This window comes from Rhodococcus sp. DK176 (genome assembly GCF_038447315.2).
GTDB lineage: Bacteria > Actinomycetota > Actinomycetes > Mycobacteriales > Mycobacteriaceae > Rhodococcus_F > Rhodococcus_F jostii_A.
In genome coordinates, this window is record NZ_CP118321.2 from 1,606,296 (window position 1) to 1,627,329 (window position 21,034).

At 68.1% G+C, this 21,034-nt stretch carries 21 protein-coding genes; 5 read left to right on the top strand and 16 right to left on the bottom strand.

Annotated elements, in window-relative coordinates; translation table 11 throughout:
- Positions 1-9: 9 nt before the first annotated feature.
- The 8 genes from PSR88_RS07580 to PSR88_RS07615 are packed head-to-tail and all read right to left on the bottom strand — an operon-like array spanning position 10 to position 7,753.
- Complete coding sequence (locus PSR88_RS07580; protein WP_011594484.1) at positions 10-1,110, bottom strand: acyl-CoA dehydrogenase family protein; 1,101 nt, start codon at positions 1,108-1,110, stop codon at positions 10-12.
- Positions 1,107-2,297 (bottom strand): acyl-CoA dehydrogenase family protein, encoded by a 1,191-nt coding sequence (locus PSR88_RS07585; RefSeq protein ID WP_009474190.1) that lies wholly within the window; start codon positions 2,295-2,297, stop codon positions 1,107-1,109. Before PSR88_RS07585 ends, PSR88_RS07580 begins: the two co-directional genes overlap by 4 nt.
- A 5-nt stretch (positions 2,298-2,302) precedes the next feature.
- Positions 2,303-3,064, bottom strand: coding sequence for a 3-oxoacyl-ACP reductase FabG (gene fabG, locus PSR88_RS07590; protein WP_009474191.1), 762 nt, complete (start codon positions 3,062-3,064; stop codon positions 2,303-2,305).
- Positions 3,065-3,074: 10 nt separating this feature from the next.
- The gene (locus PSR88_RS07595; RefSeq protein ID WP_011594485.1) at positions 3,075-4,109 is read right to left on the bottom strand and encodes a phosphotransferase family protein; all 1,035 of its coding nucleotides are present in this window, start codon (positions 4,107-4,109) and stop codon (positions 3,075-3,077) included.
- A complete protein-coding gene (locus tag PSR88_RS07600; RefSeq protein WP_011594486.1) occupies positions 4,102-4,884 on the bottom strand; it encodes an SDR family oxidoreductase in 783 nt (260 codons plus the stop codon). The genes PSR88_RS07595 and PSR88_RS07600 overlap by 8 nt, the downstream gene beginning before the upstream one ends.
- 1 nt (position 4,885) lies before the next feature.
- The gene (locus PSR88_RS07605; RefSeq protein WP_011594487.1) at positions 4,886-6,139 is read right to left on the bottom strand and encodes an acyl-CoA dehydrogenase family protein; all 1,254 of its coding nucleotides are present in this window, start codon (positions 6,137-6,139) and stop codon (positions 4,886-4,888) included.
- A complete protein-coding gene (locus PSR88_RS07610) occupies positions 6,126-6,938 on the bottom strand; it encodes an enoyl-CoA hydratase-related protein (RefSeq protein ID WP_011594488.1) in 813 nt (270 codons plus the stop codon). The genes PSR88_RS07605 and PSR88_RS07610 overlap by 14 nt, the downstream gene beginning before the upstream one ends.
- Entirely contained in the window at positions 6,935-7,753 is an 819-nt protein-coding gene (locus PSR88_RS07615; protein WP_011594489.1) for an SDR family oxidoreductase, read from the bottom strand. Before PSR88_RS07615 ends, PSR88_RS07610 begins: the two co-directional genes overlap by 4 nt.
- Before the next feature lie 162 nt (positions 7,754-7,915).
- Between PSR88_RS07615 and PSR88_RS07620 the strand changes: the two genes are divergently transcribed.
- The 4 genes from PSR88_RS07620 to PSR88_RS07635 all read left to right on the top strand — a co-directional run bounded on the left by PSR88_RS07620 (position 7,916) and on the right by PSR88_RS07635 (position 12,035).
- Positions 7,916-8,395: a MaoC family dehydratase gene (locus PSR88_RS07620; protein WP_009474197.1), complete on the top strand. Its 480-nt coding sequence runs from the start codon at positions 7,916-7,918 to the stop codon at positions 8,393-8,395.
- A gap of 28 nt (positions 8,396-8,423) precedes the next feature.
- Positions 8,424-9,944: an AMP-binding protein gene (locus PSR88_RS07625; protein ID WP_016880266.1), complete on the top strand. Its 1,521-nt coding sequence runs from the start codon at positions 8,424-8,426 to the stop codon at positions 9,942-9,944.
- Positions 9,945-9,949: 5 nt separating this feature from the next.
- A complete protein-coding gene (locus tag PSR88_RS07630) occupies positions 9,950-10,963 on the top strand; it encodes an NADP-dependent oxidoreductase (protein ID WP_009474199.1) in 1,014 nt (337 codons plus the stop codon).
- Between the two features lie 88 nt (positions 10,964-11,051).
- Positions 11,052-12,035: a zinc-binding alcohol dehydrogenase family protein gene (locus PSR88_RS07635; protein ID WP_016880268.1), complete on the top strand. Its 984-nt coding sequence runs from the start codon at positions 11,052-11,054 to the stop codon at positions 12,033-12,035.
- A 52-nt stretch (positions 12,036-12,087) separates the two neighbouring features.
- Here the strand turns inward: PSR88_RS07635 and PSR88_RS07640 are convergent, their stop codons facing one another.
- Positions 12,088-13,464 carry an MFS transporter gene (locus PSR88_RS07640; protein ID WP_016880269.1) on the bottom strand — a complete coding sequence of 459 codons (1,377 nt, stop codon included), beginning with the start codon at positions 13,462-13,464 and terminating at the stop codon, positions 12,088-12,090.
- Positions 13,465-13,656: 192 nt separating this feature from the next.
- Between PSR88_RS07640 and PSR88_RS07645 the strand changes: the two genes are divergently transcribed.
- Positions 13,657-14,283 (top strand): TetR/AcrR family transcriptional regulator, encoded by a 627-nt coding sequence (locus PSR88_RS07645; RefSeq protein ID WP_016880270.1) that lies wholly within the window; start codon positions 13,657-13,659, stop codon positions 14,281-14,283.
- Between the two features lie 7 nt (positions 14,284-14,290).
- Here the strand turns inward: PSR88_RS07645 and PSR88_RS07650 are convergent, their stop codons facing one another.
- From PSR88_RS07650 to cysD, 7 genes are all read right to left on the bottom strand, one after another.
- A complete protein-coding gene (locus tag PSR88_RS07650; protein WP_009474203.1) occupies positions 14,291-14,929 on the bottom strand; it encodes a TetR/AcrR family transcriptional regulator in 639 nt (212 codons plus the stop codon).
- A 1-nt stretch (position 14,930) separates the two neighbouring features.
- The gene (locus tag PSR88_RS07655; RefSeq protein WP_016880271.1) at positions 14,931-15,923 is read right to left on the bottom strand and encodes a phosphotriesterase; all 993 of its coding nucleotides are present in this window, start codon (positions 15,921-15,923) and stop codon (positions 14,931-14,933) included.
- 80 nt (positions 15,924-16,003) lie between these two features.
- The gene (locus PSR88_RS07660) at positions 16,004-16,654 is read right to left on the bottom strand and encodes a formylglycine-generating enzyme family protein (protein WP_016880272.1); all 651 of its coding nucleotides are present in this window, start codon (positions 16,652-16,654) and stop codon (positions 16,004-16,006) included.
- Between the two features lie 7 nt (positions 16,655-16,661).
- Positions 16,662-17,063: a nuclear transport factor 2 family protein gene (locus tag PSR88_RS07665; protein WP_016880273.1), complete on the bottom strand. Its 402-nt coding sequence runs from the start codon at positions 17,061-17,063 to the stop codon at positions 16,662-16,664.
- The gene (locus tag PSR88_RS07670) at positions 17,060-18,190 is read right to left on the bottom strand and encodes a 3'(2'),5'-bisphosphate nucleotidase CysQ (protein WP_011594496.1); all 1,131 of its coding nucleotides are present in this window, start codon (positions 18,188-18,190) and stop codon (positions 17,060-17,062) included. Before PSR88_RS07670 ends, PSR88_RS07665 begins: the two co-directional genes overlap by 4 nt.
- The gene (gene cysC / locus PSR88_RS07675) at positions 18,180-20,030 is read right to left on the bottom strand and encodes an adenylyl-sulfate kinase (RefSeq protein WP_016880274.1); all 1,851 of its coding nucleotides are present in this window, start codon (positions 20,028-20,030) and stop codon (positions 18,180-18,182) included. The genes PSR88_RS07670 and cysC overlap by 11 nt, the downstream gene beginning before the upstream one ends.
- Positions 20,030-20,947 carry a sulfate adenylyltransferase subunit CysD gene (gene cysD, locus PSR88_RS07680; protein WP_016880275.1) on the bottom strand — a complete coding sequence of 306 codons (918 nt, stop codon included), beginning with the start codon at positions 20,945-20,947 and terminating at the stop codon, positions 20,030-20,032. The genes cysC and cysD overlap by 1 nt, the downstream gene beginning before the upstream one ends.
- Positions 20,948-21,034 lie beyond the last annotated feature (87 nt).

A 21,034-nucleotide genomic window follows, 5' to 3' on the forward strand; every position in this document is an offset into this window, starting at 1 on the left:
GAGCTCGGGTTACGCGGGCAGGTCGATCAGGTCGGCGAGATGCGCGCGGTGACGGTAGGCGGTGCCGAACGCGAGCTGATCGCTCTTCGCCCTCTTCAGATACAGGTGCGCGGGGTATTCCCACGTCATGCCGATCCCGCCGTGCAGCTGGACGCATTCCTCGGCGGCGTGGACGGCGACGTCGCTGCAGTACGCCTGCGCGACGGTGGCCGCGACCTCGGCGTCCGCGTCGCCCCGGGCGGCGGTGTCCGCGGCGTAGCGGGCAGCGGCGGCCGCGGAGGTGACCTCGAGCCACAGGTCGGCGAGGCGGTGTTTGATCGCCTGGAACGACCCGACGGCGCGGCCGAACTGGGTTCGCTCCTTGACGTACGCCAGGGTCGTCTCGAAGCACCACTGCGCGAGCCCGAGTTGCTCGGAGGCGAGCAGTGCGGCGCCGACGACGAGGGCCTCACGGACCGCCGCCGCGGCGTTGCCGTCGTCGATGCGGGTGGATGCGGCGGCGTCGAACGCGACATCCGACAGTGGCCGGGTCATGTCGAGCGCGAGCACGGGCGTGACCGTGACACCGGCGGTGCCGGCGGGCACCGTGTGCAGTTCGAGTCCACCCGGACCCAGGGCCGGCACGATCAGGATGTCGGCCTCCGAGACGCCCACGACGCTGGTCACGGTGCCCGTCAGGGTGTCGCCCTCTCGGCGCACGGTCGGAGTGAACCGCCCCGGTGCGGTTGCGAGCCCGACCGTGAGTGCACCGGTGGTCGTCCCGTCGGCGAGTGCGCCGACCGTTCGCGTGTCTCCCGCCTTCAGCAATGCGACCGTCGCGAGCACGGCACTGGACAGGTACGGGACGGGCGCGACGGCACGTCCGATCTCCTCCATGACCACGGCGGCCTCACGTGCGCCGGCTCCGGCGCCGCCCAGGTCCTCGGGAACGAGCAGCCCGGCCAGTCCGAGTTCGACGGCGAGGGATTTCCATACTCCGGAGAAGTCGGCGGGTGCCCGGTCGTACGCTCCGACCACCAGTTCCGGTGGGCAGCGGTCGGCGAGGAGGCGGCGGACGGAGTCGCGCAGGGCGTCTTCCGTATCGGAGTACAGCAGATCTGCGGTGCTCATCGGGGCAGGTCCTTCCAGGCGATGTCCTTGTCGACGCGGTGTTCCGGCGGGAGGCCGAGAACGCGTTCTGCGATGACGTTGCGCAGGATCTCGGACGTGCCGCCCTCGATCGAGTTGCCTTTCGCGCGCAGGTACCGGTAGCCGGGTTCACGGCCGGTGAAGTCGACCCTGTCCGGTCGGCGCATGGTCCAGTCGTCGTACCGCAGCCCGGCCTCGCCGTGGAGTTCGATGTCGAAACCCGAGATGGTCTGCGCGAGCCGGGCGAAGGCCAGCTTCAGGCCGGATCCCTCCGGGCCGGGTTGCCCGGCCTCGAGTTGCTGCCGCAGGCGTTCCCCGGTCAGCCGGGCGACCTCCGCCTCGACCCACAGCCGGAGCAGTTCGTCGTGCATCGCCGGGTCGCGGAGTTCGGGTTGCTCTCGCCAGGCCTGTGCGACCGGTCCGATCATGCCGCTCTCGCGGGCGGCCGCGGAACCGCCGATCGCGACGCGCTCGTTGTTGAGGGTCGCGGTGGCCACCCGCCAGCCCTGCCCCTCGTCGCCGAGCCGATCGGTATCGGGAATGTGGACGTCGGTGAGGAACACTTCGTTGAACTCGGCCTCACCGGTGATCTGCCGCAACGGCCGGACGTCGATACCGGGATCGCTCATGTCGCACAGGAAGTACGTGAGCCCGGCGTGCTTGGGCACCGTCGGATCCGTCCGGGCCACAAGGATGGCCATCTGCGCGTTCTGCGCCCCCGACGTCCACACTTTCTGCCCGTTGACCCTCCAGCCGTCACCCTCACGGACGGCTCGCGTCGCGACCGCGGCCAGGTCGGAGCCCGCCCCCGGTTCACTGAACAACTGGCAGTAGATGTGCTCGCTGGTGAAGATCGGCCGCAGGTACTTCTGTTGTTGTTCCTCGGTGCCGAACGCGGCGATGGTCGGAGCGGCCATGCCCAATCCGATCCCGTTGCGGCCCTTCGCCGGGCCGGGCGCTCCGGCGGCCGCGAGTTCGGCATCGACCTGTGCCTGGAAGCTCTGCGGCAGACCGAGTCCGCCGCGTCCGGGCGGGAAGTGGACCCACGCGAGGCCGGCGTCGAATCGGGCTCCGAGGAACCCGGTCGGATCCGACAGGTCGTTCTGTTCGACGAGGGTCGCGACGCGGCCGCTGAGGTCGCGTGCGATCGCCTGTTCGTCAGTGGTCATGTTCCTCAGTCCTTCGGTCCGCCGGCCACGTAGATCACTTGTCCGGACACGAATCCGGCACCCTCACTCGCCAGGAACGACGCGGTGTTGGCGATGTCCTCGGGCTGTCCGACGCGGTTGACGGGGATCTGCGACGCCGCCGCCTTCTTGAAGTCCTCGAATCCGACACCCACCCGTTCGGCGGTGGCGGCGGTCATCTCGGTCTCGATGAAGCCGGGCGCGATCGCGTTGGCGGTGACCCCGAACTTGCCCAGTTCGATGGCGAGGGTCTTGGTGAAGCCCTGCATGCCCGCCTTGGCGGCGGAGTAGTTGACCTGCCCGCGGTTACCGAGTGCGGACGTGCTCGAGAGGTTGACGATGCGGCCGAACCCGGCGTCGACCATGTGCTGCTGCACGGCCCGCGACATCAGGAACGCACCGCGCAGGTGCACGTTCATCACGGCGTCCCAGTCGTCGACGGTCATCTTGAACAGCAGGTTGTCGCGGGTGATCCCGGCGTTGTTGATCAGGATCGTCGGGGCACCGAGTTCGGTCGCCACCCGCTCGACTGCCGCGGCGACCGACGCCTCGTCGGCGACGTTCGCGCCCACGGCGAGTGCCCGGCCTCCGGTGGACTCGATGGCGTCGACGGTTGCCGCGCAGGCGGACTCGTCGAGGTCGAGCACGGCCACCGCGTACCCGTCGCTCGCCAGTTTCTTCGCCACCGCGGCACCGATGCCCCGTGCTGCGCCGGTGACGATTGCCGTTCGCTTCATGAAGTTCTCCATCGTCGTGTGATCAGATTCCGGCCCGGGCGGCGATGTCGCACGCCTTGGCCACGAGGTCGTCGATACGCTCGACGGTCGGGGTGCCCGCGGCCGCCTTGTTCTGCGGTTCGTCCCGCGCGCGGCGCATGACGCCCTCGGCGATGACCGCGACCTTCCAGAGGCCGAGGACGTGCCAGAACGCCAGGGCCTCCGGGTCGCGGCCGGTCTCGTCGAGGTACACCCCGGCGATCTCCACCCGGTCCGGGAAACCGTCGAGGGTGGACGCGGGGAAGTCGCCGCCGGTGGTCTCGCCCGGCTCCGGCCAGTACGCGAGCAGGCTGCCGACGTCGGCGAGCGGGTCGCCGAGGGTGCACAACTCCCAGTCCAGGGCCGCGGTCACCTCCCCGGTCTGGTGCGAGGTGATGACGTTGCGCAGGTGGAAGTCGCCGTGCACCAGTGTCAGTTCCCGCTGCTCCGGTACCGAGGCGGCGAGCCGCCGTGTCAGGTCGTCGAGGGCGGGCAGCTCGCGGGTCTTCGACTTCTCCCACTGACCCGACCACCGCTTGAGCTGACGCTGCGCATACGGCTTGTGGCTGGCCAGGTCGGTCAACCCGGTCCGGTCGAGGTCCACCGCGTGGATCTTCGCCAGCGTCCGCGGCAGCGACAGACCGATCGCCCGGCGACGTTCCGGCGTCAGGGACTCCGCGATCGACATGCGATCGACGACCTGTCCGTCGACGAACTCCATCAGCAGCAGCGGTACCTCGGTCACCTCCGGGTCGTCGGTGAGCCCGAATACCCGCGGGGTGGGCACCGCGGTGTCCTCGAGGGCGGAGAGGATCCGCGCCTCCCGTGCGACGTCGTGGGCCGACGCCAGCAGGTGTCCGAGGGGCGGGCGCCGGAGCACCCATCTGCCACCCGCCTCGTCCCGGACGAGGTAGGTGAGGTTGGACTGTCCGAGTCCGATCCGGTCAAAGGTCAGCGGTCCGGCACTGTCGATGCCGAGCGTGCCGAACCAGCGGCTCACGGCCTCGATGTCGATGCCGACGACGTCCACGCTAGACACCGAGTTGGGCCCCCTGCCGGAACGGGAGGGCGTCGCCGAGCAGTTGACCGCCGTCGATCACCATGGTTTCGCCGGTGATCCAGCTCGCGGCATCGGAGACGAGGAACGCGACCGCGGACGCGATGTCCTCGGGTTCACCGATCCGTCCCAGGGCCGTGGACGCCGACACGGCCTGCTCGTGTTCCTTCCACAGCGCCTCGGCCAGCTTGGTCCGCACCACACCCGGGGCGACGGCGTTGACCCGCACCTTCGGTGAGAGTTCCAGTGCCAGTTGCTTGGTGACGTGAATCAGCGCGGCCTTGGACGCGTTGTACAGGCCGATGTTCGCCTCGAAGGCCATGCCGCCGATGGAGGCGGTGTTGACCACGGCGCCGCCGTGCTCGCCCATCCACGCCTTCGTGACGAGCCCGGTCCACAGCACCGGCGCCCACAGGTTCACGTCGAAGGTCTTGGCGAATCGCGCGTGGTCCTGGTCGATGACCGGCCCGAACGAAGGGTTCGTTCCCGCATTGTTGACCAGGATGTCCAGGCTGCCGAAGCGTTCGAGGGTGACGTCGACGCAGCGCCGGGCGGCCTCTTCGTCGACGGCGTGGGCAGCAATTCCGATCGCGGTGCCCCCGACCTGGGCCGCGGCGGCGTCGGCCGATTCCTGGGACCGTGAGGTGAGCACCACGTTGCCGCCCGCGGCCGCGATGGCCTTGGCGACGGCCAGGCCGATGCCCCGCGAGGCGCCGGTGACGATCGCGGTGCGTCCGGTGAGGTCGAGTCCGGCCATGTCAGCTCACCGCAACCTTGTGTCCGTTGGTGGAGGCGCTGACGGCGGCGTCGCGGTACTGCCGAAGTTCCTGCCGTGCGATGGCGCGCTTGTGGACCTCGTCGGGACCGTCCGCCAGGCGCAGCGTGCGCAGGTGCGCCCAGGCCATGGCGAGGGGGAAGTCGTCGGTCACGCCGGCCCCACCGTGCACCTGAATCGCCCGATCCACAATCTTGAGCGCAATATTCGGAGCCGCCACCTTGATCGCCGCGATCTCCGTCCGCGCCTCCTTGTTCCCCACCGTATCCATCAGATACGCCGCCTTCAGCGTCAACAACCGAATCATCTCGATCTCGATCCGCGCCTCCGCAATCCAATCCTGAACATTCGCATTCTCACTGACCGGCTTACCGAACGTCACCCGCGACGACGCCCGACGACACATCAACTCCAACGCCCGCTCCGCCATCCCGATCGCCCGCATGCAATGGTGAATCCGACCCGGACCCAGGCGCGCCTGCGAAATCGCGAAACCCTCCCCCTCCCCCTTCAGCACATCCTCGACCGGAACCCGCACATCCGCGAAATCGATCTCCGCATGCCCCTCACGATCCTGATACCCGAACACCGGCAACCCCCGCATCACCGTCACCCCCGGCGCATCGATCGGCACCACCATCATCGACTGCTGCCGATGCGGCGCCGCCGACGGATCCGTCTTCCCCATCACGATCAACACCCGGCAATTACGATGCAACGCATTCGACGCAAACCACTTCCGCCCGTTCAGCACATACTCGTCACCGTCCCGGACCATCGACAACTCCACATTCGTCGCATCCGAACTCGCCACCGCCGGCTCCGTCATCGCGAACGCCGACGCCATCGTCCCCTCCAGCAACGGCGTCAGATACTTCTCCTTGTGCTCGGCCGTACCGAACAACTCCAGCACCTCCATATTGCCCGTATCCGGCGCATTACAATTGCACGCCTCCGACGCAATATGACTGCGCCCCATGATCTCCGCCAACGGCGCATACTCGAGATTCGTCAACCCCGCACCCGTCCCCGGATGCGGATGAAACAGATTCCACAACCCCCGCCGCCGCGCCTCCGCCTTCAACTCCTCCAACACCGGCGGCTGGAAATGCGGATCCCCCGACTCCCGCATCTGCTCCTCGTACACCGCCTCCGCCGGATACACATGCGAATCCATGAACTCCAGCAGATCGGTCTGCAACTGCTGGGCGCGATCCGAGATGTCAAACAGGGACATGGGAACTCCTGACGGGTAGTGAGGGAAACATGGGTGTGCGCTTGTCGAGGTGACTCTGTATGCCCTCGACGAGATCGGCCCCGCGGAACGCCTGCAACATCAGGCCTTCCGCGCGGGCCACGGACTCGGCGTAGGTGCCGTCCGCATCGTTCTGTAGTTGGTCCTTGATGACGGCCATCGACGTCGGGGAGCAGTGCGCCGACAGCTGTTCGGCATACGCGACCGCGGCGTCGACGACCGAACCGTCCGGCACGAGGTGGTCGACGAGTCCGATGCGCAGTGCCTCCTCGGCGTCCACCATGCGGCTCGACAGCAGCAGGTCGGCGGCGCGGCTGCGTCCCACGAGCCGGGGCAGCAGCCAGGAGATGCCGTATTCGGCGATCAGTCCCCGCTTGGCGAAGGCGGTCGTGAACCGGGCGGACGCCGAGGCGAACCGGACGTCGCAGTAGAGGGCTTCCACCATTCCGAGCCCGGCGGCGACCCCGTTGATCGCCCCGATCAGCGGCTTGCGCAGTGTCGCGGGAAGGTCGCGGGGACGCGGTCGGAGGAGGTCTTCTTCGGAGACGTCACCGACGGCCTGCAGGCGTCCGAGGTCGGCGCCTGCGCAGAACCCGCGCCCGGCTCCGGTCACGACGATCGCGCGTACGCCGGGGTCGTCCTCGGCGTCGCTCAGCAGCGTGAAGTAGCGGTCCTCGAGGTCGTCGGTCCAGGCGTTCAGCTTGTCCGGCCGGTTGAACGTCAGCACCAGGACCGGTCCGCGCCGCTCGGCGAGGACCAGGTCTGCGTGCTCGGGTGTCACGCGTGCTCCATCAGCGAACTCTGGTAGCGGCGCATCCCGCGGAGCCAGCGGTCGTAGTCGGACCCCTTCTGCCGGTACATGGTGAGGACGCTCTCGTGGGGCAGGATCAGGAACGTCTCCCGGTCCACGGCGTCGAGCACGATGTCGGCGACCTGCTCCGGCTGCAGCACGTCGCCTGCCGAGACGACGGCCCGGGTGGCCGCGACGCCGAGTGGATCACCCGAGTTCTCGCCGGAGCGCATCAACTTCGTCTCGACTCCCATCGGACAGAGGCAGCTGACCCGGACTCCGTTGTCCCCGTAGGTGACCGACAGCCATTCGGAGAACGCGACAGCCGCATGCTTGGTGACGGCGTAGGTGGCCGAGCCGATCTGAGTGAGGAGCCCGGCCGCGGACGCGGTCGACACGAAGTACCCCTCCCCCCGCTCGATCCACTTCGGCACGAGTTGCCGGGCGGCGCGGATGTGGGCGCGGACGTTGACGTCGATCGCGAGATCCCAGCCGGCGTCGTCGGCGTCGAGGCCGGGTGCTCCCGCGATACCGGCGTTGGCGAAGTAGAGATCGACCGGGCCGAACTCGGTCTCGGCGCGCTCGATGATGCGCCGGATCTGATCGGCGTCCGCGACGTCGGCGCCCTCGGCGACGGCCGTTCCGGGGTGGCGTGCGTTGATTCGGTCCGCAACCGCGGCGGCTGCGTTCGGATCGAGATCGGCGACCAGCACCTTGGCACCCTGGTCGGCGAGACGGTCTGCGATCGCTCCGCCGATACCGCCTCCACCGCCGGTCACGATGGCGACCTTCTGTGCAACCTTCACGAGGTGTCCTCTCCTTCGCCGTGCGTTGTGACTCGCGTCTCTCTTTTGTATAGTTGAATCCGTCGTCAAGTTCAAGTGTCGGAGTTCGACGAACACCTCGAAGTTCGATGCAGCCAACGTGACACATCCAGGCCCTGCACCACCCGGAATTGAGGGAGACAGATGACCGACACCACCGCACTGCCCGTTCGCCCCGCGAGCTTCGACGAGCTCACGGCGCTGATCGGCAAGGAGCTGGGCCCCACCGACTGGCACGACGTCACCCAGGAACGCGTCAACGCCTTCGCCGACGCGACCGGCGACCACCAGTGGATTCACATCGATCCCGAGCGCGCCGCCGCCAGCCCGCTCGGCAGCACCATCGCGCACGGGTTGTACAGCCTGTCCCTCGGACCGGCACTGTCGGCGACCCTGCTGCGGTTCGACGGTTTCGCCCACAGCCTGAACTACGGCTACAACAAGGTGCGTTTCCCCGCGCCGGTGCCGGTGGGTTCACGCATCCGGATGCGCGCCACCGTGCAGTCCGCGGAACAGGTCGGGGGCGGCATCCAGGTGACGATGAGCCAGGTCGTCGAGCGCGAGGGCTCCGACAAGCCGGTGGTCGTGTCCGAGTCCGTCGCCCGCGTCGTCGAGGCCGGATAATCCTGCTACCGCGTCGGAGGTTGACGACATGGCAAACGTGATCGATCCGGTGTCCCGCCACGCGGACGCCACTCCCGGCAACATCGCGCTACGGGGCGCGGACAGCACCCTGACCTACGGACAGTTGCGCGACGCGAGCACCCGGTATGCGGGAGCACTCACCCGAGCGGGCCTGTCCCCCGGCAGCAGAGTCCTCCTGGCCGCACCCTCCGTGCCCGAATTCGTGGTGGCGTATCTGGGAATTCAGGCGGCGGGGTGCGTCGTGGTCCCGGTGAACACGATGTCCACCCGGCCCGAGACCGAGTACGTCCTCGCGGACGCCGGCGCCGCGCTCGCCATCGTGTGGCACGAACTCGGGCCCGCGATCGGCGACGCCGCGTCCGCGTTGGACATCCCCATCTGGACGCTCGCACCCGGTGCCGCCGCACCGGACGCCGAGCCGGTTCCCGTCGTCGAGCGGGACCGCGACGACACCGCCGCCATCCTCTACACGTCCGGCACCACCGGGCGGCCGAAGGGCGCGGAGCTGACGGTCGGGAACCTGTTGTCCGGCGGTGAGATCGGCGCCGAATGCAGTCGCGGTTCCAGCGACGACCGGACGGGCACCGGGCTTCCCCTGTTCCACGTCTTCGGCCAGGCCTCGGTCATGATGGCGACGTTCACGGGCGGCGGGTCGCTGTCGCTGCTGGCGCGGTTCGACCCGGCCGCGATGCTCGCCCTCCTGCGACGCGACCGGCTCACGATCATGGCCGGGGTGCCGACGATGTGGAACGCAATGCTCCACGCCGCGGACGGCGCCGACTCGCAGGACTTCATCCAACTGCGCATCGCCATCTCCGGGGGCGCGTCGCTGCCGGGCGAAGTGGCCCGCGAATTCGAGTCCCGCTTCGGGTGCACCATCCTCGAGGGATACGGGCTCACCGAAACCACCGCGTTCGGCACGTTCAACGACATCGACCGCGGCGGAAAGATCGGCTACACCGGACGCGCGGTGCCCCGGCTGGAGGTCGAGGTGCGGGACCACGACGACACCGCCTGCCCTCCCGGCACCGTCGGCGAGGTGTTCGTGAAGGGGGCGACCGTGATGAAGGGCTACTGGAACCGGCCGTCCGACACGGCGGCCGTCCTGGACGCGGACGGCTGGCTGCGCACGGGCGATCTGGGTGAGATCGATGCGGACGGGGATCTGCGCATCGTCGACCGGGTGAAGGACCTCATCATCCGCGGCGGCTACAACGTGTACCCGAGCGAAGTCGAGGAGGTGTTGTACACACACCCCGACATCCTCGAGGCCGCCGTCGTGGGTGTTCCCGACGATCACTACGGCGAGGAGGTGGCCGCGGTCGTGGCCACCGTCCCCGGTTCCGGACTGGACGGCGGCGAACTGACCAGCTGGGCGCGGGAACGACTGTCCGCATACAAGATTCCCCGGATCGTCGCGATCGTCGATTCCCTCCCCAAGGGGTCGACCGGAAAGATCCTCAAGCGGTCGATCGACCGGACCGCACTGAAGAACGACGCATTGACCGCAGAAGTACCCGAAAGGTGAACACCGTGACATCCGTGAACAGGCAGGTCCGACTGGCGAAGCGCCCGGTCGGCCGTCCCGACGACTCCACCTGGGAGATCACGTCGGAACCGATCCCCGAACCCGCGGACGGCGAATTCACCGTGAAGGTGGACTACGTGTCCCTCGACCCCGCGATGCGCGGGTGGCTCGACGACGTGAAGTCGTACGTGCCGCCGGTGGCGATCGGTGAGGTGATGCGCACCCATGCCGTCGGCCGGGTGGTGGCGTCGAAGAACGCGAAGTTCCCGGAGGGGCAACTGGTCTCCGGGCAGTTCGGCGTGCAGGAGTTCGCGCTCTCCGACGGCCGCGGCGCTCTCGCCGTCGACGAGTCGCTCGCCCCGGCACCGACATGGCTGGGCGCGCTCGGGTTTCCCGGCATGACCGCCTATTTCGGCCTCACCGACGTCGGCAAGCTGGAAAAGGGCGACACCGTGCTCATCTCGGGTGCGGCGGGAGCGGTCGGGAGTATCGCCGGGCAGATCGCCAAGCTGAAGGGCGCCACCGTGATCGGCATCGCCGGCGGCCCGGAGAAGTGCGCGTGGCTGACCGAGGATCTGGGTTTCGACGCGGCGATCGACTACAAATCCGAATCGGTCGGGAAGGCGCTGCGCGCCGCCGCACCGGACGGAATCGACATCTACTTCGACAACGTCGGCGGCGAGATCCTCGACGCCGCACTGGCCCGGCTCCGCAAGAACGCCCGGGTCGCGCTGTGCGGTGCGATCTCCGGATACAACGCCACCGACCCGCAGCCCGGCCCGTCCCGGTATCTGTCGCTGCTGGTCAACCGGGCGTCGATGACCGGGTTCATCGTGTTCGACTACCTCGACCGGTTCCCCGAGGGCATGGAGGCGATGTCGGAGTGGATCCGCGCCGGGGAGATCGTGACCCGCGAGCAGGTGGAGACCGGGGGCGTCGAGGCCTTCGGCCGCACACTCAATCTGCTGTTCGACGGCGCCAACACCGGCAAGCTCGTGCTGGAGATCGGCGACCACTGACAGCACACACGCTCGGAGGGCTCGTCGCGGCCGTCACCGTACTACGGTGGCGGCCGTACCCGTGCGACGACGAGATGACGAGGTAGGCATGCGCGCGATCACCATTTCACGCTTCGGCGAGGTAGACGTCCTCGAGGCGGCCGACCTCGCCGTTCCGGAACCGGGGCCCGGCCAGGTGAGTATCGACGTGTCGCACGCCGCGGTCGGGTTGGCGGACGTCCTCATGCGGCGTGGTGAATTCGGTGGGACACCACCGATCGTGCCCGGCCTCGAGGTGGCGGGAACGGTGCGGGAAGTCGGTGCCGGCGTACATCATCTGCGGGTCGGCCAGCCCGTCGTGACGCTCTCTCGCCCCACCGCGGGCGGTTATGCCGAGGTGTCGGTGGCCGATGCGGCCATCACGATCCCGCTGGATTCCGTCGACCCTCGCCTCGATGCGGCCGAGGCGGTCGCGGTGGTCCCGAACACGACCACGGCGCTGCTGTCTCTGGAACTCGTGGGCAATGTCGGCCCGGGAAGTCAGGTGCTGATCCACGGCGCCACAGGTGCCCTCTCGGGAATCACTGCACAGGTGGCCCGTCGGCTCGGCGCCGCGCAGGTGCTGGGCACGGTCCGGTCCTCCCGGCGTGCGGCGGAGGCCGAGCGGTACGGATACGACCTGGTGATGTCGAGCAACGGATTCCGCATCGCTCTGTCGGACGCGGGCATCGATTCGGTGGACATCGTCGTGGACCCGGTCGGCGGCCGGTTGCGCGCCGAGAGCCTCGAGGTGCTGGCGCCGCTGGGCCGGCTTCTCGCCGTGGGCAATGCGAGCGGAGAGGACGACGTGCGGGTCGGGGCCAACGAGTTGTGGCTCGCCAACCGCGCCGTCCTGGGTTTCAACGTCGGTGGACTGCTGATGCAGGATCCGACTGCCGCGGAGGCCGCCGCGCGCCGCGCGATCGCATGGGTGGCCGCGGGCACGGTGAGCATGCCGCACGCCACGCTGCCGCTGGCGCAGGCCGCCGAGGCGCACCGCCTGCTCGAATCCGGGGACTGCGAGGGCCGGATCGTGCTGACGGTGCCGGACTGACGGCTGTGGGGTGGCTGGATCCCAGCCACCCCACGCCGCCCGGAAGTGCCGGCTAGTAGAACTGGGCGCCGGGTACGGCGGTGGGATCGTTCCGGACCTCGGCGGTGTTGGTCTCGCGGAGCTTCCACGCGCAGAGGAACGTGACCAGCCCCATCAGTGCGACGAAGACGGCGACGAACGTGGTGGTTCCGGTCTTGGCGATCAGCGCGGTCATGATGAACGGAGTGCCGCCGCTCACCGTGATCGCCGCCAGCTGGTACGCGAGCGACGCCGCCGAGTATCGGACGTTGGGAGCGAACAGTTCACCCATGTATGCGGCGATCGGGCCGTAGGTCATGGACTGGAAGACGCTGCCGACCGTGACGGCGATGAAGAACAGCAGCAGGTTCCGGGTGTTGATCAGCCAGAAGTACGGGAACGCCCACACGATGATCATCGCCGCGCCGATCAGGATCATCGGCCTGCGCCCGATCCTGTCGGACATGTGCCCGGACCACAGCACGACACCGACCGTGAGTCCGGCGCTGAGCAGCGAGATCGCGAGCAGGTCGTTGCGCTTCATTCCCAGTTCCGCGGTGCCGTAGCTGAGCACGCCGGCAATGGAGATGTAGAACAGGGAGTTGGTGGCCGCGAGCAGGCCGCAGCCGAGCAGGATCTTGCGCCAGTGTTCCTTGATCGCCTCCGTCAGCGGTGCGCGGACGACGGTCTTGTTCTTCTTCTGCGCCTCCTCCTGCAGGTCCCGGAATTCGGGGGTGTCCTCGACCTTGGTCTGGATGTAGAGCACCACCGGGAACAGCAGTGCGCTCGCGAAGAACGGGATCCGCCAGCCCCAGCTGAGGAACGCCTCGTTCGAGATCGCCGCCGTGGCGCCGAGGAATACGAGGTTGCCGAGCAGGACGCCGAAGGAGACGCCCATCTGGCCGAAGGTCCCGGAGAATCCCCGGCGCTTCGGGCTCGCCGATTCGGTCAGCAGCAGGACGATCCCACCCCATTGACCACCGCAGGCGAGGCCCTGGACGAACCGCAGGGCCACCAGCAGGATCGGGGCCGCGACGCCGATGGTCGCGGCACCCGGAAGGCAGCCGATGAGGAACGTCGCCAGTCCCATGAACAGCAGGCAGGTGACGACGGCCGGCTTGCGGCCGTACTTGTCGCCGAAGTGCCCGGCCACGAGGCCGCCGAGTGGGCGTGCGACGAAGCCCGCCCAGAATGTGCTGAACGAGAGCAGGGTGCCCATCAACGCCGACGAGTCGGGGAAGAAGACGTGGGGAAAGACCAGTGCCGCAGCGGTTCCGTACAGGAAGAAGTCGTACCACTCGATCGAGCTGCCGACGAGCCCCGCCGCAAGCAGCTTCCGATGTGCACGCTTGCGCGAGACGGCTGTGTCGCCGGCTGCGTCCTTACTCGGCTGCACCGCGGATGTAGTCATCCGATCACTCCTCGAGATAGGTCTTCGTATGGATGTGGGAATGAGACTTTTCAGAACATGACGCCAACTTCAAGTCAGTGAGCGCTTGCTTAGTGTGTTTGAATAGCTGTGTGATGTCAATCACTCGAGGGGATTGATCTTGCCGGATCCCGCCGGTGCGGACGAAGCTCGAAACGGCGGAGAGGACTACCGATGACCGAATTGCGAGACGACGTGTCCGCGACCGAGGAGCCGAGCCCGGGTCCGCCGACATCCGAGGAACGCCTGCTCCGGGCGGCGACGACGCTGTTCTCCGACAAGGGTTTCGAAGCCACCCGCACGAGGGACATCTCCACCATGGCCGGGATGAGCCCCTCCGCGATGTACGTGCACTTCCCCTCCAAGGAGGATTTGCTGTTCCAGCTCGTCCGCCGGTCGAACGAGCGCGCGCTCGCGCTGGTGCTGGAGGCCGTGGCGCCGTTCACCGATCCCATCGACCGTGTCCGGGCACTGGTCCGCGAATTCAGCATCATGCACGCCCGGAACTTCCGGCGCGCGCGCATCGCCCAGTACGAGAGCAGGCATCTCGCCCCCGAACACCGCGAGGTGGTCGCCGAGACCCGGCTCCAGATCCGGGTCGCGGCAATCCGGGAGGTGCAGAACGGGATCGATCAGGGGGTGTTCCTGATCCCCGACCCCCGCGTCGCGGTACTGGCGATCATGTCGCTCGCGGTGGACATCTGCCGGTGGTACAGCCCCGACGGCGAATTCACACCGGAGGAGCTGGGCGACATCAACGCCGACCTCGTTCTGCGCATCCTCCACGCACCCGGCTACTGACAGCTCCTCACACGCGGTCGGGGACGCGTAGCGCGTTCGTCCACATCCGCGCGAGTCCGGCGGTCAACTGCTCGAAGGTGAGTGATCTCCGCTCGCTCGGCGGTCCGACGAAATAGCTGTAGGCCATCCTTCCGACCATGGCGGACAACGCCTTCGACGTCAGCATCGGATCGAGCGACGCGTCGGCGAGACCGCGGTCCTGCAGATCGGCGATCGCCCGCGCGTTCCGGCGGTAGAACGTCTCGTCCCGTGAGCGTTCCAGTTCACGGAATGCGGGGTCGACGTGCGCGACCTGCTCGAGCAGGGCCAGCAGTCGCGCATTCCGGCGGCACGCGTGCAGGTAGGCGCGGATGCTCGCCTCCACCACCGCGTGCACGTCGCCTTCGTCCGCGACCCGTCCCATGCCGGGATGCAGCAGGTCGTTCTGCGTGACCTCGACGACCGCCGCGAACACCTCCTCCTTGTTGGTGAAGTAGGTGTAGAACGATCCGGTCGAGAGTCCGGCCTCCTTGCTGATGTCGACGAGACGGGCGTCGAGGTACCCCTCCCGCTCGAACACCACCCGGGCGGCGGCAACGAGACGATCGCGGGTGCGGACGCCCCTGGCCGTGACCGGTGGCGTGGGTGCGATTCGCGGGCGCGACATGTCAGTAGGGGTCGACGTTCTCGAAGTATCGCCGAGGCACCTCGACCAGCATCTCGGTGATCATCTTCTCGGTGACACCCCGCTCGCGGACGTACGGCAACACGTCGTTCTCGATGTGCAGGTAGTGCCACTGCGGGAGCGCGGCCATCAGGTTGGGGTCGATCCAGTCGATGTAGCAGGAGGCGTCCTGCGATAGGACCATCTGCCCCGCGAATCCCCGGCGGCACATCTCGACGAGCGTGTCGGCGCGGGCCTCGAACGTCGTCTCGAGGTTGATCCCGAACCGGTCCATCCCGAGAACGAAGCCGGCCTCGGCGAGGCTCGTCAGATGCTCGATGTCGGTGCTGTCTCCGCTGTGCCCGAGCACGATCCGGTCCGGCCGCACCCCCTCCTCGTCGCACATCACACGTTTGACGTGCACTCCGGCCTCACTGCCGGGGTGGGTGTGCACCGTGATGGGAACGCCCGTGCGCCGATGCGCCTTCGCGACGGCCCGCATCACCCGCTCGACACCGGGCGTGGGCCCCTGGTGGTCGATCGCGCACTTGAGCAGCCCCGCGCGAACCCCGGTGCCGGCGATCCCCTCTTCGATGTCATTCACGAACATGTCCACCATCGGGTCGGGGACCTCGGCCCCCACGATCGCATCCAGCGCCGGACCGCGGTAGTGGAAGAAGAACGGCACGTCGTCGTAGGTGTACAGCCCTGTTGCCGCAACGATGTTCAGCTCGGGAAGCTGTTCCGCGACCCGCTGGATGCGCGGGATGTACCGGCCGAGGCCGACGACGGTGGGGTCGACGATGGTCCGGACACCCTGCGCCGCCAGCGCGCGCAGCTTGGTGACGGCGTCGGCGACCCGCTCGTCCTCGCTCCCCCACTCGTCCGGGTAGTTCTGCTGCACGTCGGGCGTCAGCACGAACACGTGTTCGTGCATGTAGGTGCGTCCGAGTTCGGCGCTGTCGATCGGTCCGCGGACCGTGTTGACCTGGCTCATACAGACTCGCCCTCTCCGGGTGTGACCGTCGTCATACTCCCGAGCTCAGCGTAGAGCTAACTTGAACCTGACGTCAACATTTATTCCGGAGTGAATGCACCCCGAGCCAGACGGAATCCAACGTCGTCGATGCGATAGGTCGGGTGACTGCGCCGACGCACGGAGGCACGGCAACTCCAGTGCTCGTCGAACCACCCACCGCCGCGCAGTACCCGGTAGGTGCCGTACACCTCGGGGTCGTACAGATCCCAGCACCACTCCCACACATTGCCCAGGGTGTCGTGCAGGCCCCAGGCGTTCGGCTGCTTCCCGCCCACATCCCGCGACCGGCCGTCGGAGTTGCCGCGGTACCACGCAATCGCGTCGAGCGGGCCGTACCGCGGACCCGTGGTGCCCGCCCGGCAGGCGCGTTCCCATTCCGCCTCGGCCGGAAGCCGGTACCCGTCGGCCGTGGTGTCCCACACGACGTCGTTGCCGGTCACGCGATAGGCAGCGCCGAGCCCGGCGCGCTCGGACAGGGTGTTGCAGAACAGGATCGCGTCCCGCCACGACACTCCGTCGACCGGCAGCCGCGTTCCCCGCGTCGTGCCCGGCCACTCGCCGGTGATCTCGGCGTACTCTCCCTGCGTCACAGGGTGGACGGCGACCTCGAAGGCATTCAGCTCAACGCTCCAGCTGCGGGTGGTCCGCCGATCCGACAGCGTGATCTCCCCGGCCGCGACGGCGATCATCGGGCCGCTATCCACCGCCGGCAGCAGCCTGGATCGGTGCCATGTCGAAGTAGTCGCGCCAGGTGGTGATCTTGCCGCCGGTGATCTCGAAGACCCCGACGACGGGCAGTTCGACGACGTTGCCGTTCAGCGTGAACACGTCGATCCGCTCGTTCATCACCACCCCGCTCGATTCCTCGGCGTTGGGGCTCTGACCGCCATCGGTGACCTGCCGGTGCACACGGAAGTCGATGCCGCCGAACGCCGCGATGAAGCCGGCGACGAACTCGCGGATCGCCTCACGCCCGATGACGGGTTCCATCGGAATGTTGTGGTAAACGGCATCTTCCGCGAAGTACTCCGCGATCTTCGCCGGATCGGGCTCGATCCACTCGGCGCAGAATTGGGTGACCAGTTGATCCGGAGTCATCGGTTCTCCCTTTCGATCGCGGACGGTTCGATGATGGCCATGACGGACTGGATCGCCCCGGCCGGGATGTCGAAGTGTTCCGTGATCCGGACGGACGTCACCTCGGTGGGCGTGGCGCCGAGATCGAGCACGAACCGCGCCACCACGTTGTCACCCCACTCGTGGAAGGAGAGTTCGCGCACGGCCTGGATGGCCTGATACTGCAGGCCGTTCTCGAGTTCGTCCCGGATGAAGGCCCCCGATTCGCCCGTATGCTGCCCGTTCTCCACGCGCCATGCATTGTCCGCGAGACGCACCTTGGTGGCGTCGTGGCTGACCAGCGCATCGATATAGGCCCTGGCCATCGCGACCCGGCCGCTGTCGGCCGTGTCGGTGGCGTGTGTCGCGATCGCGGCGAGCAGCGGCCGAGCCAGCTCCGGTCGGCAGATCAGGAGGTCGGGCAGGTAGGGGTGGGACTCGTTGTAATCCAACGGAGTTCCGTCGATCCGCGAGCAGTGCAGGCCCGCAGCCTCGGCGACGCCGACGGGGGCGGCCGAGTCCCATTCCCACTGCCCACCCGCGTGGATGTAGGCGTCCACGTCCCCACGAAGCACGGCCATCGCCTTCGCTCCGGCCGAACCCATGGTGGTGACCTCGGCACCGATCTCCGTCGCGACGGCGTCGACGAAGGCGGGCGGCCTGCTCGCGGACACGACGATCCGTGGTCGTGCCGGGAGCTGTTCGGTATGCACCGCGTGGCTGTCGTCGTCACTGGCATACACCGCACCCAGTGCCGGTTGCGCGACCGCTGCCGCCGTGATGCCCCGGCCGCGTTCCCACAGTGCGACGTGCACCGCCCAATCCGAGTGACCGGGCAGTCCGTACTCCTTGGAACCGTCGAGCGGGTCGATGATCCACACCCGGGAACTCTCCAGCCGCGACCGGTCGTCGGCGGACTCCTCGGAGAGGATCGCGTCGTCGGGTCGCTCCGCGGAGAGCTTGCCGAGAATGAACGCGTCGGCGGCGACGTCGCCCCGCCTGCCCAGTTCACGACCGTCCGCCGATCCGAGTCCCGCGGTGCGGATGTCCAGCAGCAGGGCACCGGCACCGGAGGCGATGTCGGCCGCGAGTCGTGCGTCAGTGATCACGTCTCAACAATTCCATAATTCTCTCGGCTTGTTCGGTCGGCGTGCCCTCCCCGGGCCGGAGGACGAGTTCGGCGTGCTCCGGGGCCTCGTACGGGTCGTCGACCCCGGTGAACCCGGTGATCTCCCCCGCGCGGGCTTTCGCGTACATGCCCTTGGGGTCCCGCGCCTCGCACTGCTCCACCGGCGTGTCGACGAACACCTCGACGAAGTCGAGCCCGGCAGCCCGGTGCTGCTCCCGGACGCGGTCCCGGTCGGCGCGGTACGGGCTGATCAGGGACGCGATCGCGACCACCCCGGAGTCCGCGAGCAGTTGTGCCACGGCGCCGACGCGGCGCACGTTCTCGGCGCGGTCCTCGGCACTGAAACCGAGGTCGGCGTTGAGACCGTGACGCAGGTTGTCGCCGTCCAGCCGGTAGGCGGGCACCCCGGCCGCGACGAGACGTCGCTCGAGTTCCACCGCGACCGTCGACTTTCCCGACGCCGACAGTCCGGTCAGCCACACCGTGCGACCCCGCGTCGCCCGCTCGTCCCGCGAGACGGCCGCGGCGTGCCACACCACTTTGGACCGCGACAGCGTCGGCCCGGTGATCATGCCGGCGGCGACGGTGTTGTGGGTCGACTCGTCGACGAGGATGAAACTGCCCGTCACGTGGTTGCGGCGGTACGGGTCGAACATCAGCGGCTGCGACGTCCTCAACTGGACACGGCCGATCTCGTTGAGCGAGAGCGACTGTGCGGACTCGTCGCGGTGCAGGGTGTTCACGTCGAGGCGGTAGTCGAGCCGCGCGACGGACGCTCTGGTGGCGCGGGTGGTGTGCAGCAGCGTGTACCGCGCGTCCGGCGTCAGCGAGGACTGTTCGCTGAACCAGCAGACCATCGCGTCGAGTTCCTGCCCGACGAGCGGACGGTTGTTGGGGCGGCACAGCACGTCTCCGCGACCCACGTCCAGCTGGTCGGCGAGCTGCACGCACACCGCCGACGGTGCGAACGCCTCGTCGAGGCGGGTTCCGCCGGGACCCCAGATGGCGCTGACGGTGGAGGTGAATCCGGACGGCAGCACCACCACCTCGTCACCCGGCTTGAACACGCCGCTGGCGACCGTGCCCGCGTATCCGCGGAAATCGTGCAGCGCGGAATCGGTCCGGCGCTGCGGCCGGACCACGTACTGCACCGGGAACCGCGCGTCGATGAGGTTGCGGTCGGATGCCACGTGGACCTGCTCGAGGTAGTGCAGCAGCGACGCGCCCCCGTACCAGGCCATGTTGGCGGTGCGCTGCGCGATGTTGTCGCCGCGCAGCGCCGACACCGGGATGAACGTGAGGTCGTGGACCTCGAGTTTGATCGCGAACTGCCGGAACTCCTCCTTGATCTCCTCGAACCGTTCCTCGGACCATCCGACGAGATCCATCTTGTTGACGCACAGCACGAGGTGGGGAATTCCGAGGAGGCTGGCGATGAACGCGTGGCGGCGCGTCTGCTCGAGGATCCCCTTGCGGGCGTCGACGAGGATGAGGGCCAGGTCGGCGGTGGACGCGCCGGTCACCATGTTCCGGGTGTACTGCTCGTGCCCCGGCGTGTCCGCGATGATGAACTTGCGGTGCGGTGTGGCGAAATAGCGGTGCGCGACGTCGATGGTGATGCCCTGTTCGCGTTCGGCGCGCAGACCGTCGGTGAGCAGTGCCAGGTCGGCGTGCTCGTCGCCCCGCTCGCGGCTGGTGCGTTCGACCGCCTCGAGCTGATCCTCGAAGATCGCCTTGGAGTCGTACAGCAGCCGGCCGATGAGGGTGGACTTGCCGTCGTCGACGCTGCCCGCGGTCGCGACCCGCAGTAGCTGCGGCATCAGAAGTACCCTTCCTTCTTGCGGTCTTCCATGCCGGCCTCGGAGATCCGGTCGTCGGCCCGGGTGGCCCCGCGCTCGGTCAGCCTGCTCGCGGCGACCTCGGTGACCACGGCCGCGGCGGTGGTTGCCGACGACTCGACGCAGCCCGTGCACGTGGCGTCGCCGACGGTCCGGAAGCGGACGAGGGCCTCGTACGGCTCGTCACCGGGGAGCAGGGTCAGGAACCGGGTGTGCGCCAACAGCATTCCGTCGCGGGGCACGACCTCCCTGCGGTGCGCGTAGTACAGGGGCGGCAGTTCGATCTTCTCCTCGCTGATGTACTGCCAGATGTCGAGTTCGGTCCAGTTGGACAGCGGGAACACCCGGATGTGCTCCCCCTTGCGGTGCCTGCCGTTGTAGAGGCTCCACAACTCGGGGCGCTGCGCCCGCGGATCCCACTGCCCGAACTCGTCGCGGAAGCTGAACACCCGCTCCTTCGCGCGGGCCTTCTCCTCGTCGCGGCGGGCGCCGCCGAAGATGGCGTCGAATCCGTTGTCCCGGATCCCGCGCAGCAGCGCCGTGGTCTGGAGACGGTTGCGGCTGGCCCGCGGACCCGTCTCCTCGCTGACGCGGCCGGCGTCGATGTCGTCCTGCACGCTGGACACCACCATCCGCAGGTCGAGGCGGTCGACGGTCCGGTCGCGGAATTCGATGACCTCGTCGAAGTTGTGGCCGGTGTCGACGTGCATGACGGCGAACGGGAGCGGTGCGGGCCAGAACGCCTTGGCGGCCACGTGGAGCATCACCACCGAGTCCTTGCCGCCGGAGAACAGCAGAACCGGACGCTCGAACGTGGCGGCCACTTCTCGGAAGATGTGCACGGCTTCGGCTTCGAGCGCGCCGAGATGGGACAACTCGTACACGGGCAGTGCGGTCATGGGCGACTCCTCGTCGCGAGTGCCTTACCGGTCACTGGTCCACATTTGGACCAGCTCGGTCGAAAATGATTGCACCTCCGAGAATAG